Source organism: Vibrio sinus, assembly GCF_023634645.1.
Classification (GTDB): Bacteria; Pseudomonadota; Gammaproteobacteria; order Enterobacterales; family Vibrionaceae; genus Vibrio; species Vibrio sinus.
Genome location: NZ_JAMKMR010000022.1, coordinates 1 through 15,128 on the forward strand (window position 1 = coordinate 1; position 15,128 = coordinate 15,128).

Here is a 15,128-nt window from a genome sequence, read left to right on the forward strand (position 1 = left end):
CTTAGTTGTACTTTGAAGACTTCACATTATCTTATCTTCCATATAGTGAATTATTACCATATTCAGTCTCTGTTCCCTCTTCCCCCCCAAAGTCTCCATTGTGTTCAAAATCGCGTAACCCTGCTCTGTATTAATAGCGCTTGCTAGATCTCATTTTTAAACTATTGAAACGATAATTGGTTCATGGTGTTGTTTTTGTTTCATTTCCATTTTATGATTACGTTAAGTCTGAAATGGAGAGCATGCCGTGAATGAGGTAGAGCGTTTAAAACAAATTGCATTAAACATGCAGCAAGAGCAGTTGAGTAGGAAAGAGATCATAGAGAAACAAACATCGGTTGATGTCTCTGACGATCAAGTTGATGGTATTGACCGCCTTATTTATAACCACTGTCTAAATAAAAAGACGTTACGTGAGCATACAAGACTTGCCCCTGCAACCTTTCAAAAGCGCATACAGGCGGCGCTTGATAATAACGTCATCACTGAGCCTATCTATCAGAATAAACAGCATTTATTTACGCGACATGACATACTTTCTCTTATTGAACACTGGGGATTTGAGTCGTACAAAGATAAATATTTGCCACGAGTCATTGCTGTAGAAAATCAAAAAGGTGGTACTGGAAAATCAACCACAACGGCGTTAATGTCAACTGCGGCGGCATTAGATTTAGATACTAATGCTCGCGTATTACTCATTGATTTAGACCCTCAAGGAACGTTGGGCCAAGGCATGATTACGCGTACTGTGAGAGATGATGCGATTTATCTTACTGCGATTGATTTAGTACTCGGCGAGCTTGAAACGCAAGGTGATTATAGAGAGCTTATCGACTCAGGGTACACAGAGTCAGACATCATTAAAAACGCCCCTTTTAACACACACTTACCGAATCTCGATGTGTTACCTGCCTTTGCGACCGATGAAAGGTTCCATGATATTTTTTGGCAATCGGACGATGAAACAAAAGATAAGTTAATAGCACGACTCGCTAGCGATATTGTTCCTGTTCTTCAGGAATCTTATGATCTCATTTTTATTGATACACCACCTCAAGAGTCTCCATTGATCTGGGCTGCTAATGAAGCACTTGACTGCCTACTTATACCCATTTCTCCTCGAGAATACGATTACTCTTCAACCACTAACTATCTTTTGACGACGGCGTCGAGATTTGATGATTTACCTTCGAAAGGAAAAAACCTAGTTTGGAGTCGAGTACTTGTCGTCAATCATGATGAGAAAGTGAAAGCAGAAAGGGATACGGTTGATAAGCTCTCAAGAACGGTACAAGACAAACTGCTTTCTTCATACATAGTCCACTCTGAGCTTATGGTAGCGGCAGCCGAACTCAACAGAACGCCACTGGATGTAATGAAGTCCGAAAAATTGTGTTCTTCTAAAAAGTATGACGATGCAATTGCTTCCATCAATTCTGTATACAAACAAATCATCCGTGAACTAAAAGCGGTATCGGTCAAGACAGAGAATGAGTAATGAACAGTAAATATAGCAGAGCGACTGGCAAAGAAGCGTTTTTAGGCAAAGCGTCGAAAGGACACTTACAACAAGGGAATAATCTACAAGTCAGCACCAAACGTGAAGTCAAAGAGTACAAGCTAGAAAGTGGAATATACAAAGCCGTTCGACACGTGATAGCGCCCGACGACATTGAAACCAAAACACGCTCGCACACCTTGAATCCTCGTAATCAAGAAGCGTTAAACTACGATGCGGCAAGCTCAATCATCGAATCAATTCGCGAAAAAGGAATAGATACGGATTGTTTGGGGATATGGTCAAGCGATAACCAGACCATTTTAGTGATTGAAGGAAGCTTGAGGCGATATTGTGCGATAGAGACCAAACAACCCTATCCTATTTGGGTATTGCCGTCAGACTCTGCTTCGAGCAGCGATATTAGATCTCTGATCCGAGATGCACATTCTCTAAAGCCACATTCTCTTCGAGAGCGCGGCCAATCTATGATGGTTGAGGCCAGTGAACATGGCGTTGAGCCAACAACGCTGACTATCAATGAATTGGCTTCTCTTCTTTCAATAGGAAGAGAAACCGTCAGAAAGGCAATACAAGCGTTAAAAGTCGATGAAGAATTGCTGCATATCTTTCCAGACTATGAAGGTATACCCAATAGTTTTTATGCCAAACTAGCAAAAGTAGAGAAAGCGCTGAAAAAATTCGGTTCAAATATTCAATCGTTTAAGGACTCAATTCTTACCGACAAAGAGATCAAATCTTGCTCGCAATTGGATAAGTCTGAACGTCAAGAACTTGTCATGACTGTGATGGAAAGACAGGTTTTGGCTCTAAAAGGGGCAGGTTCAGCTAAGTCAGAAACAGTTGAAGATATTGTGCACTTCTCGTCTAAAGATAAACATATAAGAAAGCGAGTCAGCGCGAGTGGCAAAAATATTAAGTTTGAATTCTCCAGAATGGATAAAGCACTTATCGATAAAGTGGAGTCTTTAATTCGGGACTACTGCTCCTAAGAATCTTCACATAGCTCATCGTGTGTCCGATTATTTTCTCACACAAAACAAACCGTGTAACTATTTGATAATTAGAAATAAAGCTAATTTTTTAAGCAAAAACAACCGGGGTTGTTCGCACACCTTAAAGACGAAACCTAAGCAATAGAAGACATTTGGCCGGTCCTATTGACTGGCCACAGGGTCTCATTTATCTCATAGAGTCCATCCAAATGAATAGTGCCTATACTAGCCAAGTGAATAAAATTTTTTGTTATGTCGTTCTGTATTCTACTGCAGGAATAAGTATGTATCTAACGGTTACGTTTATGTACTCACTGGGTCAAGGGACAGGTTTAGCCACAACATTTGCAATCCTTGGATTGTTGTTTGATGCGGTAAAAAACTATTCACCGACGTTGATCGTGAGCATTTTTAATAAAACCAAATCCACAGTCATATTGCTCGGCATTATCTGCATCACTTTGACGTTTTTAAGTACCACTGCCTCAATTTATTCTCTTCAAAATGGCGTTGAAAGTGCCCTATCAAGCAGCAAGGAAGCTCATGTCATCAAGAAAAAAATAGAGTCGCTACAACAAGAAATCACCGACTTAGAAACGCTAAGATCTAGACAACTGAGCATCAATCATATTACTCAGGCCAGTGCTACCTCAAAACGGCTTGCAAACAAAAGAGCGGCTTTGAACAAGACGATGGAAATCTCTATCGATGTGAAAAGCGACAGCTTACTCTCTGTGTACTCAACGCCAATAATCCTCACGATCTCAATCACATTAGAAATTCTTTCTATTGCTATGACCCTGTGTCTTCACTGCCTTGAAAAAAAACAGCCAAAGCACATCGCCGAAAGCCTTACTGGATCGCACAATTCTATTGCTATACCACCAGTTAGCCAAAAGTCAGACCCTGCAGCTGGCTTAGATAGTATGACTTCAGATGTGAATTGCTTGGCAAAGACAGAAAAAGTAAAAATGGAATGCTCTGCCCTAGTCAATCCGAAAATTTTACAAGACATCAAACAAGCTCTTATCGAAGGCTCGTGTCTGCCAACACATCGTTCAGTGTATGAAAATTTTCGAAATTGTATTCGCCAAAAGGAAGTGAAAGTGTACATGATGGAATTGGCAGAAAATAATATCATTCGTCCAAGCGGAAATGGAGCCTATGTTTTACCGTCGTAGTTTCACTATTTCTGTCTGGAATATCTTCGATGTAGATAGGTTGCTTGAATCACCACACAAACCTGAGGCCAGCTTAAAAACAAGAAGCCTTTATCATAAGGCCATCAAGGCTCTAGATTTAATAGTGAGGTTAGCCCAATAAGTCACTTCATATAATGCTGAGTTTATATTTGGTGTACTAACATTAAGTGTCTCTTTGTAGTGAAAAGGACAAATGATGGTGCCTATGTAATGGCACTTCATGGACCCATTATAGAGGAGAAGTACTAATGAATATGACAATGCTTATAGTCGCGGTAGTAACAGCCAATTTTGCCACTACTGCGCTTGCACTAACCCCACCTACCCAACAAAGTAACGACCAGTTTAAACAGCATCATGAGTATCATCACGGTATGGACATCGAGCAGTACGAGCTTGCGCCTACGGCAATTTTGCCACTGTCACCGAGCGATCTTGCTAATAACCAAAGTATGACTTGTGATATCGAAGCTTTTATGACAACTAACAGTAGGGTATTGATTAATGAGATCATTGCTCAAGGTACAGAATGTATCAATTTGCTGTTTTCTGTGAACAGTTCAATTCAGGAATCCGTCTTTGATTCTCATCATATGCACAATGTCGCTTTTCACACAGCAAGCTCAGCGAAATCCTATGCTGGCGGAGGAAGTGGCGAACTTGAAGCTTTATATTTATACCTTCGTGCTGGTTATTACGTGGAGTTTTACAATGATAATGTGTCATTTGCTTCTTGGGTAACGCCAGTCGTACGTCAATCAATTGATGCGTTCGTTGCTAACGCTCATTTTTACGAAAATAGTGATGCGCACGGAAAAGTGTTGAGTGAGGTGATTATCACTATGGATAGCGCAGATCTACAGCACGTTTATTTATCACAAGTGACTCAGTGGTTAACACTATGGAATGATGATTATGCTCAAAGTTGGTACATGCGTAATGCGGTCAATGGTGTCTTTACAATTCTGTTTAGGGGGCAACACAATGCTCAGTTTGTTGATATTATCGGTGATCAAATGGAGTTAGTTAACGCTCTAGGAAGTTTCGCTTTAAGAGACAGTTCAATTGGCGCTAGTGATGAGTTTATGGCCGCCAATGCAGGTCGCGAGCTTGGTCGAATGACCCATTATTCAGGCAGTGCAAGCTCTACTGTGAAGAGGAAAATCAACGAAGTTTTTGCGCGGTACAAGATGTATGGAAAGGGCGATGCAGTTTGGCTCGCGACAGCATCTGCCGTGTCAGATTGTAGCGTATTTAAAATTTGTAACTTTGAAGCCGAGCTGAAACCTATGGTTCTATCACAAAGTTACTATTGCAGCTCAACGATTCGAATCTTGTCGCAAAACATGACACAAGCCCAACATATAGCGGCGTGCTCTAAGATGGGTTATGAGGAAAGTGACTTTCATCAATCAGTGGAAACGAAGTGGCAACCTGTTAAGGACGACTACAACACGCAGCTTCAAGTGAATATTTTTGATTCAAGTAGCGCTTATAGTAAATACGCCGGGCCAATTTTCAACATTAGCACGAATAACGGTGGTATGTATCTAGAAGGAGACCCTTCGTTACCAGGTAACATTCCAAATTTTGTCGCTTATGAGGCGACATATGCGAACCCAGAACACTGGGTTTGGAACTTAGAGCATGAATATGTGCACTATTTAGATGGCCGATTTGATCTTTATGGTGATTTTAATCATCCAACGGAAAAAGTGGTGTGGTGGAGCGAAGGTATTGCTGAATATATCGCTAAGGGCAACAACAACCAGGATGCGATCGATACGATTAAAGATGGTTCGACATACACGCTCAATGAGATTTTTGAAACAACGTATGATGGTTTTGATGTTGATAGAATTTATCGTTGGGGCTACTTAGCGGTTCGCTTTATGTTTGAGAAGCATAAGCAAGAGGTAAACTCGATGCTTCAAGAAACGCGCCAAGGCAATTGGAAAAATTACAAATCAGTCATTACTCAATGGTCAACGAGATACCAAAATGAGTTCGAGCAGTGGCAAGTAGCGCTTACATCGGAAGCGAGATCCAAAGCTAGGTAAAATGATATTCCTAGGCCCACATTGAGAAGGGGCCTAGGCTGATTTCGATTATTTGTATTAGTTCGGACTAGATCTGACACTTAACCCCAAAATCGAAATTGGGGTTTTTATTTTGAAAGAATACTATTTCCAGGAAGTTAGTTAATTTTTAATTGAAGGGGTAAACACCTATATAAACTCGCTCTTATACAGGTATACAATCTACTGTGAATTCGTATTTGAATACGTTTTCTAAATTAATTTAAGCGTTACCCACTTATACTATGAACGATTTGAAAGAAAGTATCACCAAATATAACTATGCGAATGGTCAGGAAAGTTTAACTCGCATTAACACTAGAAATTCGCTAGTATCCTGTGTATCAAGACCCTACAGTGAAGCAAATCGTGCACAAAAAATAGCTTTTTTTTGCGTTCTGTTGATGAACGTCATTTTTGCACTTAGCTATTTATACAACAAAGAAATAACGCATTATATTAATCCACCTCTTAGTTACTACTTTCAATCTGTACAGGCATTAGTTTGCTGTGTCGTTATGATGGCTTTTGTCTGGTATTGCAAAGCACTTTTTCCAAAAACAGGAAAGACGCTCTTACTTACCTGTGGTTTCTTAATCGTATTCCTTATCACGACGTGGGCGCCAGTACTCCGATTGACCCCGTTTCCCCCCATAGATAGCGACTTATTCAATCTTGATCAAGTGCTTGGCATTGACCAAAATAAAATCTTGGGCTTTGTTCACCAATACCAATACCTCGTTAAACTGTTGGCCCTTGCATATAATTCACTCGTGGTGCAGTTTATGGTATTGCCTTTGTTACTGTTTATTGTTTTTAAAAGAGAATGTGGTGAAGGTTTTATTGCAAAGTTTGCTTTAGTGAATTTTTTGGGGCTGAGTACTTATTACTTTTTTCCTACAGCTTCTCCAGCAAGCGTTCTTGATCATACATTCCTATTAGGTGGACAAATAAACCTCGCCTTAGAGTTCAAACAGATTCATCAAGGAATCACCCCGACGGTTGAAGGCGTCGGATTAATTAGTTTTCCGTCTTTTCACGTTATTTGGTCTACGTTATTTACCTATACGTTTAGAAACACCAAATGGGTGTTTTATCCACTACTCGTCATCAATACATTTTTGATAGCAGCTACTTTTCTCTTAGGGTGGCATTACTTTGTAGACATTTTGGGCGCCTGGGTCGTAGTCGCTTTGGCGATTTGGTTTGTTGACAAAAAGGCCAGATATAGAACAGTTACCTCGCTGCTCTTGTGCATAAAAGGAAAGTTGATATCTAGATTAATTCGCTTGAGCCAATGTTGGAAAGCTTGAACAATCAATATACGAAGAAAAGCCCATGTTCCTAAGCCCAGTACAAATAGGCTATGATTTCAAGTAGTTGATTTATTGTATAATTTTTCCCTTTTACATGGATTGAATGATGGCTACTGTTGAAGTGAAATGTCGTTTTTGTTCTTAGACTGACCCTGTCATGAAGCATGGGCGGAACCCGAGAGGTATCCAGCGATACCGTTGTTCGGAATGTAAACGAAGCTTTCTTCACGATTACGCTTATGAAGCCTGTCTACCCGGAGTAAAGGAAAAGATCGTCGACATGGCTATGAATGGCGCGGGACTACGAGACACAGGACAAGTGCTGAAAGTCGGCTACAACACGGTTTTGCGCACTCTAAAAAGCGCCAACCAAGGCAAGGAACCACGATCCCGTTTGATGACGCGAATATTGAACTCATTTGCGAAGTTGACGAGCAGTGGTCGTTTGTCGGAAATAAAAAGAATCAATGCTGGTTGTGGTACGCATCACAAAGAATCGAGCGAGAGTATTATTAGTAGTTCAACTAATTGGAGTCACGATCCACAAATGGATCAAGTAATTTATTCGAGTTCTTATTCCCATCTTTCAGAACTATATGATTAGAAGTAGGCTGGCCTTTTTGCGTAATAGCGAATGTGCATTGTTTTGTTACCACTAAACAGGATTGTCACCTCCTACACTCAGTCAACTTGAGCATAGGATAAGGTTTGAACAGTCTAAATCTGGGTATCAGAAGGTGAAGTATAGTGAATGGCTGTTTTATACAACAAAGCTAAGTAGGGATACAAAGTAAGCACAAGTGACAGCCTTAAGTATGAATGGTGTATTAGAATAATGAAAATATTATAGGTAAATATTATAATGTTATATTTTAGCTTTTGTAGAATTCAAGTTGTTATATATTCATTTTTCTTGTCTATCCTGTCTTCTTTTTGTTATATTCCTAGTCGATATTACTTTTTATTTCCTTTTTCTGTTCTCACAATGTATTTGTTTTTTAGATTCTTTTTTTATATAAATAATAAATGTATTCGTATTATTTTTTATTTTTTGTTTGTTTTTTCTTTTGTTGTATTAAATGCATATCGATATCAATATGGTGATGAGTTTAATTACTCTACCTTACTAGTTGTCCTTGATAGTAATTTTTCAGAATCCATTAATTTTATATCTCATCTTCCAATATTGATATATGTAGAATCGTTGGTAATTATTCTTTCTTTTATCCCGTTTTTATTAATTAAGTATGATCTTAGGTCTGTTAATATATCTAAAAGCCTTTTAATTATACTTCCTGCTTTGATTTTATGTTTATATTTTCTACCTAATCCGGTAAAAGGAGTCGTACTCTCTTTGAAAGAATTTTTCAAGTCATATAATACTCTAGTTTTACAGTCAAGAGTTAATTCTTGGAAAGAGGAAACGATTAATAAAACATCTAGCTTTGGTGGTGTTAAAGTCATAGTCATAGGTGAATCTGTTGGTATAAATTATATGGATAACCTAAATAGAAATAGTAATTCAAAATTATACTTTCCAGGAGTTGAAATATATAAATCCGCCATATCTCCATCAACAATAACAGATATTTCTGTCCCAATGATAATGACATATCACAAGGTGTTAAAGCCCAACTACTCAAAATCATTAATTAATCTTGCTAATGATCTAGGATATAAGACTTATTGGATTAGCAATCAAGGATATATAGGAAGATATGATACGCCTATAACAGCATTGGCAAAGCAAGCAAGTCAGCAAACATTTTTAAATAGGAAAAGTTATATTTATTCAAAAAACGATAAGGATGTTTTGAGACCCTTTTTAAAATACCTATTATCACCGTATAAGAATAAGCTAATTGTTATTCATCTTATGGGATCTCATGAATATGCTTGTGATCGACTAACAAGAGATGAATATAATAGTATTTCTAGTAATTTGCCTTATAGTAAGGATCTAGTAGAAAAATGTTATATTAGATCTATCAAAAACACATCGCAGTTGCTTGTAAAAATAGTTAACATGATGAGGCAGTTAGATGTAAAAGCCTCGCTGTTTTACTTTTCAGATCATGGGCTAGTCACCATAAAAAATAAACCTTATCTGGTACACGATAGAAACGATGTGCCATACTTAAACTCTGTCAGGGTTCCTTTAATATATTGGGATAAGATGAGTAACAACGTCATTGTTAATTCAGATAAAGTTTGCTTGTCGAATTTTTCTAGGATTGCGGCTGGCTGGCTTGGCCTAAAAGAGCGTAAGCGTATTTCTTTGGGGGATTGCAAATACGTATTGAATTCTAAGAGTGAGCCAGTAAACATAAGTAAGTTGAAAACTGAAACTTCTTCCTTGGGATTTCACATTCTCTGAGCTTTATGTTTAGCGATTTGGTCATTACTCCAACTAGTTGATTCACTAGTAATACTCTTGCTCAATGAAAGTACCGACCACCTTGTCGTGCATGGTTTCTGACTTAGAGAAGCCAATCGTTTTTCTCACTAATCTCTTTAGTCGAATACGTAAAGTGAGATTGGTCCGCTCGATTCTTTGTGATGCGTACCACAACCAGCGTTGATTCTTTTTATTTCCGACAAACGACCACTGGTCGTCGACTTCGCAAATGAGTTCAATATTCGCGGCACCAAACGGGATCGTGGTTACTTGCCTTGGTTGGCGTTTTTTAGAGTGCGCAAACCGTGTTGTAGCCGGCCTCCTGCACTCGTCCTGTGTCTCGTAGTCCCGCGCCATTCATAGCCATGTCAACGATCTTTTCCTTTACTCTGGGTTGACAGGCTTCATAAGCCTAATCGAGAAGAAAGCTTCGTTTACATTCCAAACAATGGTATCGCTGGATACCTCTCGGGTTCCGCCCATGCTTCATGACAGAGTCAGTCTGAGAGCAAAAACGACATTTCACTTCAACAGTAGCCATCATTCAATCCATGTAAAAGGGAAAGGTTATACAATAACTCAACCACTTAGCGCCATGACCCGCACTCGTTTGTCACGAGTGGCATCGTGCATATGCTAAAGTTGCTGCTTAGCATGACCCCGATTTAGTAAAAATTAAGCATCTTCAACGATCACGGGTATATCATTTTATCTTTGTATTCGAGTCAACTAAAGGTGATTGGGTAAACTTTGTCATCTGGTTGTATACAATCTTCCTTATGTTGCCAATCTGCTTGACTATTACAGTAATCACCTCCATGTTATCGCATTATTTTGTTCTATAGATTTGATAATTATGGATAATTTTCGTAAAAAACAACAAGGGAATGCTAGTATTATTTTCATTTTGATGTTGGCAGGAATGATTGGTTTGTTTCCGCTAGCCACAGACTCTGCCCACGCTTTACAAACAAGAGCACTCTTAGATGATGCATCTGAAGTTGCATCTATCGCAATTGCAGCGCTCAATGATCCTAATAAAGGTTCTAGCTCTGGAAGCCAAACAAATAGAGCTATCGTCGAAAATTATGCGTATGCGTATGTTCCTGGAGCAGACATACAGTCGGTAGCCGTCAGCCGAAAAGACTGTGAGATGAAAAATGTAATATGCTTAGCCCATTTTCAGGGAGGTTATCAGTACCAGGTTAATGTTTCAATGACTCAACAGTCGTGGTTCAATGGAAATGGTTCAATGCCTAGTTTCGGAGACTCCTACACTGTAAGAAGCCAAGCTATTTCGCAAAAGCTTAAAACTGTTCCAGTAGATGTTGTCATTGCGGCAGATTTTTCTGGCTCAATGAGAGATACATGGTCTGGTGGTACAGTGGCAAAATACAAATCTTTAATTGATATTATTCATCAGGTTACAAGCCAACTTGAGGTAGGAAATCAACAAGCAGTAGGGTCTAGCCCAAGTACTATTGGATTAACAGCGTACAATTTTTTTAACCATAGTATTCCAAGAGACTTGAGTAGCGGTGGAGCGTGTCGTATGACTCAAGAGCATGTGTATACTAAAGGCTGGTTTAGAAAAAAATATATTGACGTTTATCAAACTATCCGAGAAATATTTGTTCCCAAAAACCATAGCCATTGTGACACAAAGACAATAGATAATTCTATATTCTATGATATTAGTCTGACTACTGATTTCGAAGCGTTTAATCGTGCGTTAAGTCATTTTTATCCAGATCATGGAACAGCATCTTTTCAAGGTATAATTAGAGGCGCTCAATTGCTTAATGAAGGTAATAACCCAAGACGTTTGATGATTATAGTTTCTGATGGTGTGGATAGCCCGGCGAAAGCAAGTGGATATGCTGAGACCGCTAGTCAGAAATCAGCGGTTTTAGTCGATGCAGGTATGTGCGACATGATTCGAAATACGCTAGATAGCCAAATCGCTTATAACGGTAACTCAGTGGAAACGACCCTTGCCTTTATTGGCTTTGATTATGATCCTTTTACAAATGCAACTTTACAGAAATGCGTTGGCTTGGAAAACGTTTATCAAGCACAAGATAGCCAGCAAATGATTAACCAAATCCTTGCATTAATTAACGAAGAAACTGGTCATTTAAGGTGACCAAAAGGGTATCTCGTCTGTCAACCATGAACGGTCTGTTGGAAAACTGTCCCGATTAACCCAGTAAAGATCACTAATGCAAGTATGTAAAATCCTAAGCCTTAATTGAAAACACACCCTAGGCCCAATCCAAGAACATTGGGCCTATTATCGTTCTGCCTTTCGAAGTTAAGTTACATCGACTACTGATATACATGTAATTTATTCTTCGCTTATGACCCCTAAAAATGGAATATAGTTATTACAGTAGTCAATAATTTCCTGAGGTGCACCTTTTTCCAATAGCTCTTTACTTTTGTATGGATATGGCGTCGGCTGCAAGCTTTGCTTAATGAGCAAAGGCCAGTCGGGGTTGCCAATTGCTGTTCTCCCAAGTGCAACGAAGCTGGCACCTGCATCGATCAGTCCTGATGCTATCTCTCCACTAAAGATTCCTCCGGCAACAAAAATAGGAAATGAGTCTCCTAATGCTTCTCGGAAATAGCTGACAACAGGATTTTTTTGCTCGGCATATTTTGTTGCGGGCGCTGCTGCTTCAAGTTGAGAAAGATGAATGAAGTCTAAGCCATCATTCACCAACCATTGTGAGGTGATAATTGCTTCGTCAATATCAAGACCATCCCCCTCTGGAGAAAGGCGAGCTCCAATAAGAAAATCGTCAGGTAACTTAGTTCGGCATGCTTGAACTATTTCACGTGCATAGCGAGCGCGGTTTTCGAGATTGCCACCGTACATGTCTTGTCTTAAGTTGGTCGTGGTGCTTAAAAACTGAGTAATGAGATAACCATTAGCAAAATGCAATTCAACACCGTCAAACCCTGCCCGATATGCCCGCACCGCAGCACTAACATAGTTTTGTTTTATTTCATTTATATCATTAACACTCAACGCTTTGGGTTGTTCGAAATCGGGTAAATCCAATGAATAAGAAGAAGCTGAAAGGGGTTGTTCTCCCGTCACCGATGACGGACTACGGCCGCCATTATGGGCAATTTGCACTATGTTCAATCCATCTTCTGACAACAAAGCATTACCTAATGTGTTTAAGCCTGATTGCAATGAGTCATCGTGAATCCCTAACTGATTTGGCCAACCTTGACCGGACTTACTCACATAGCTCGCGGGAGTAATCACTGTCCCAAACCCACCACCTTTAAATCGTTGTAACCATTGGATATCCAGCTCTGAAACTTCGCCATTATCTGCACTTAGCATATTGGTCATCGGTGCAACTGAGATACGGTTCTTTACTCGTTTTCCATTAGGAAAAATGAAGGGAGAGAATAAATTAGAGTTTTTCATGGAAGTTCCTATGGCTCTTAAGGTTAACTAACAATTAAAATAGCTTATTGTCAATCTAGAATGTTCGTACCCTACAGGAATTACTGGACAGCGAAAATAGATGTCTGGGAAAACAGTATTTCATTGAATGGAAAAATAAGGTGCATGCTGAAGGTCAATTCTGAGAATGTATATGAAGTGTTGTCTTTTGGCAAAGCTGCATGCCTCGAGTGCTATTGACACTGTAATTAGACCTAAGTGTTTTTATAGCCAGAATAGTGAAACCATCAGTGGCCCACCACTAACCGATTTCTTGGTTTTTAGAGGAAAACATGCTTTTACGTTCTTGTTAAAGTTTGATGTGGGGGTTCCTATCAAAGAGATTTCGATTCAATGTAGTTTGAAAGAACAACTTTTAAATATCGCCTTTATATAGGGTTTGGGATATGTTGTTTGTTATTTCAAATAGAATAGGTGTTTACCACTAAATAACCTACTTTATAGTCTAATAATTAAATGGTAAATATTTTAACTTCCATTTTGATTTATTTTTACGACATGTGTTCACGCTTGTGTGACATTTTCTTTAATAGTGGTGTTATATTTTTATCCATCCGGAGCTACAACTATCAGCAATGTGCTTAAAGGTGGTGACGGGATTAAAGTGTACTACTAAACATGGGAAAATCTAATGATAAATAAATTATCTACCATCGCATACTGTAAGGTTGATGCTGTTTTTAACAATATTAAACAATCAGTCTTGAAATTTAAAAAAGACGAACAAGGGGCTGTTGCAATTGAATACGTTATTATTGCTGCGATTATGGCTGGAGTCGTTTATGCCGTGTTTAATACTGGCCTACACGATGCTCTAGATGATGCAATGGGAAAAATTACAGCGGTAATAAACAAGATTAGTTAAGTTTAGTGTGTTAGACCAAAAAATGTGGTGGCTGATATTAGCCGCCATATCAATTTATATAGGCTTTCTAGACGTATTTTATAGGAAGATACCAAATAATCTTTGCTTGTCTATATTTTTGATTTGCTTAACTATTAACAATGTTAGTGACGTAGATTCGAGCTTTAAACTTATTTTTATTGTATTCATATTTGGATTTTATTTTTTTATATTGGGGGTAGTATCTGCGGGAGATATTAAGCTTCTGTGTGTATTCCTTATAGCAATAGATAGCCAATATTATGTATTAACGTTTATGTTAATTGCTACTATTGGTGGGGCACTTGGATTAATTGAAGTGCTTAGAATAAAGTATATAGCAAAAGTAGCCACTGAAAATAAATCGAGTTTTCCATATGGAGTTCCAATATGTATTGGATGTCTATTTAGTGTCGCTATGTCAATGAACTTAATTTAGGGTGGTTTCTTGAAAACAAAAATATTAATCATTATAGCGATTTCGGCAATGGTAATTGGTCTATATGGAATATCAGGAAGTTTTATTAAAGATAAAAAGCCGGAGAAAAAGCAAGCACCAACCATTGAGGTGTGGAGGCTAAATAAAAATGTTCTATCGGGTGAGAAAGTGGATAGGAGTGAGCTGACCGTTGAGCACTTAGCACAGGAAAAAGCGAATAAGCTTGGGTTCAATCAGTCCGTTAAGCTTAATATTGTGCCAGGAACTGTATTTCGAAAAAAACTATCATCGGGTACATACTTATACAATTCTTATCTAGTTAAGCCAGATGACCCAGAATATATAAACTTTATAATCGAAAAAAATAATGTGGCATATCCCATTGAGCTTGAAAGTAAAGATATTGTTTGGGGAGGTGTCACGAGTGGTAGCAAAGTGGATGTACTTGCGATAATTGGTGCACAAAAAGAGCGCAATGACTACAGTCAATCAGATGGCAACGACAAAACGGTTTATGTAAAACCTTTGTTTGAGGGGGTAAAGGTTTTAAGAGTCATAAAACAATCACCATCAAAACAAAATAACAGAGAAGATAAATCCAGCAATAAAATAACAGTTATATTGGAGCTTACAAAAAAGCAATCAGTCACGCTTATGGTGGCTCAGAACGTTTCTCAAATTAAACTCGACAAGTCAGTTGGTAAGTATACGATCACCGATCTTCAAGCTGATTCTGGGAATATTATTCCTCACTCTCCGGGAGTAGCTGAGTATCGAGCTGATAAATTGAAAATAAATTAGGTCCTAG

Annotated in this window: 10 protein-coding genes and 3 pseudogenes; 11 read left to right on the plus strand and 2 right to left on the minus strand. The window is 38.6% G+C overall.

Annotation, left to right across the window (positions count from 1 at the left end; translation table 11 throughout):
• Positions 1–247: 247 nt before the first annotated feature.
• The 7 genes and pseudogenes from M9194_RS18065 to M9194_RS18095 all read left to right on the plus strand — a co-directional run bounded on the left by M9194_RS18065 (position 248) and on the right by M9194_RS18095 (position 9,490).
• The gene (locus M9194_RS18065) at positions 248–1,501 is read left to right on the plus strand and encodes a ParA family protein (protein WP_250614096.1); all 1,254 of its coding nucleotides are present in this window, start codon (positions 248–250) and stop codon (positions 1,499–1,501) included.
• Positions 1,501–2,514: a ParB family protein gene (locus M9194_RS18070; protein ID WP_250614097.1), complete on the plus strand. Its 1,014-nt coding sequence runs from the start codon at positions 1,501–1,503 to the stop codon at positions 2,512–2,514. The genes M9194_RS18065 and M9194_RS18070 overlap by 1 nt, the downstream gene beginning before the upstream one ends.
• A 287-nt stretch (positions 2,515–2,801) precedes the next feature.
• Positions 2,802–3,698: a hypothetical protein gene (locus M9194_RS18075; protein ID WP_250614098.1), complete on the plus strand. Its 897-nt coding sequence runs from the start codon at positions 2,802–2,804 to the stop codon at positions 3,696–3,698.
• 269 nt (positions 3,699–3,967) lie between these two features.
• Positions 3,968–5,755: pseudogene (locus M9194_RS18080) on the plus strand (collagenase); the annotation flags it as partial.
• A 287-nt stretch (positions 5,756–6,042) separates the two neighbouring features.
• The gene (locus M9194_RS18085; protein WP_250614099.1) at positions 6,043–7,110 is read left to right on the plus strand and encodes a phosphatase PAP2 family protein; all 1,068 of its coding nucleotides are present in this window, start codon (positions 6,043–6,045) and stop codon (positions 7,108–7,110) included.
• A gap of 160 nt (positions 7,111–7,270) precedes the next feature.
• A pseudogene (locus M9194_RS18090) lies at positions 7,271–7,599 on the plus strand (IS1 family transposase); the annotation flags it as partial.
• 868 nt (positions 7,600–8,467) lie between these two features.
• Complete coding sequence (locus M9194_RS18095; RefSeq protein WP_250614100.1) at positions 8,468–9,490, plus strand: sulfatase-like hydrolase/transferase; 1,023 nt, start codon at positions 8,468–8,470, stop codon at positions 9,488–9,490.
• Between the two features lie 45 nt (positions 9,491–9,535).
• On the opposite strand, the pseudogene M9194_RS18100 reads toward M9194_RS18095, so the two are convergent.
• A pseudogene (locus M9194_RS18100) lies at positions 9,536–10,052 on the minus strand (IS1 family transposase).
• A 315-nt stretch (positions 10,053–10,367) separates the two neighbouring features.
• Between M9194_RS18100 and M9194_RS18105 the strand changes: the two are divergent.
• Positions 10,368–11,657 (plus strand): TadE/TadG family type IV pilus assembly protein, encoded by a 1,290-nt coding sequence (locus M9194_RS18105; RefSeq protein ID WP_250614101.1) that lies wholly within the window; start codon positions 10,368–10,370, stop codon positions 11,655–11,657.
• Positions 11,658–11,858: 201 nt separating this feature from the next.
• On the opposite strand, the gene M9194_RS18110 is transcribed toward M9194_RS18105, so the two are convergent.
• Entirely contained in the window at positions 11,859–12,959 is a 1,101-nt protein-coding gene (locus M9194_RS18110) for an oxidoreductase (protein WP_250614102.1), read from the minus strand.
• A gap of 670 nt (positions 12,960–13,629) precedes the next feature.
• Between M9194_RS18110 and M9194_RS18115 the strand changes: the two genes are divergently transcribed.
• From M9194_RS18115 to cpaB, 3 genes are read left to right on the plus strand one after another with little or no spacing between them, the layout of a single operon-like run.
• Positions 13,630–13,863, plus strand: a complete 234-nt coding sequence (locus M9194_RS18115) for a Flp family type IVb pilin (RefSeq protein ID WP_250614103.1) — start codon at positions 13,630–13,632, stop codon at positions 13,861–13,863.
• Positions 13,864–13,885: 22 nt separating this feature from the next.
• Entirely contained in the window at positions 13,886–14,320 is a 435-nt protein-coding gene (locus M9194_RS21835; RefSeq protein WP_431769423.1) for an A24 family peptidase, read from the plus strand.
• 9 nt (positions 14,321–14,329) lie between these two features.
• Positions 14,330–15,121 carry a Flp pilus assembly protein CpaB gene (gene cpaB / locus M9194_RS18120; RefSeq protein ID WP_250614104.1) on the plus strand — a complete coding sequence of 264 codons (792 nt, stop codon included), beginning with the start codon at positions 14,330–14,332 and terminating at the stop codon, positions 15,119–15,121.
• Positions 15,122–15,128: the final 7 nt, after the last annotated feature.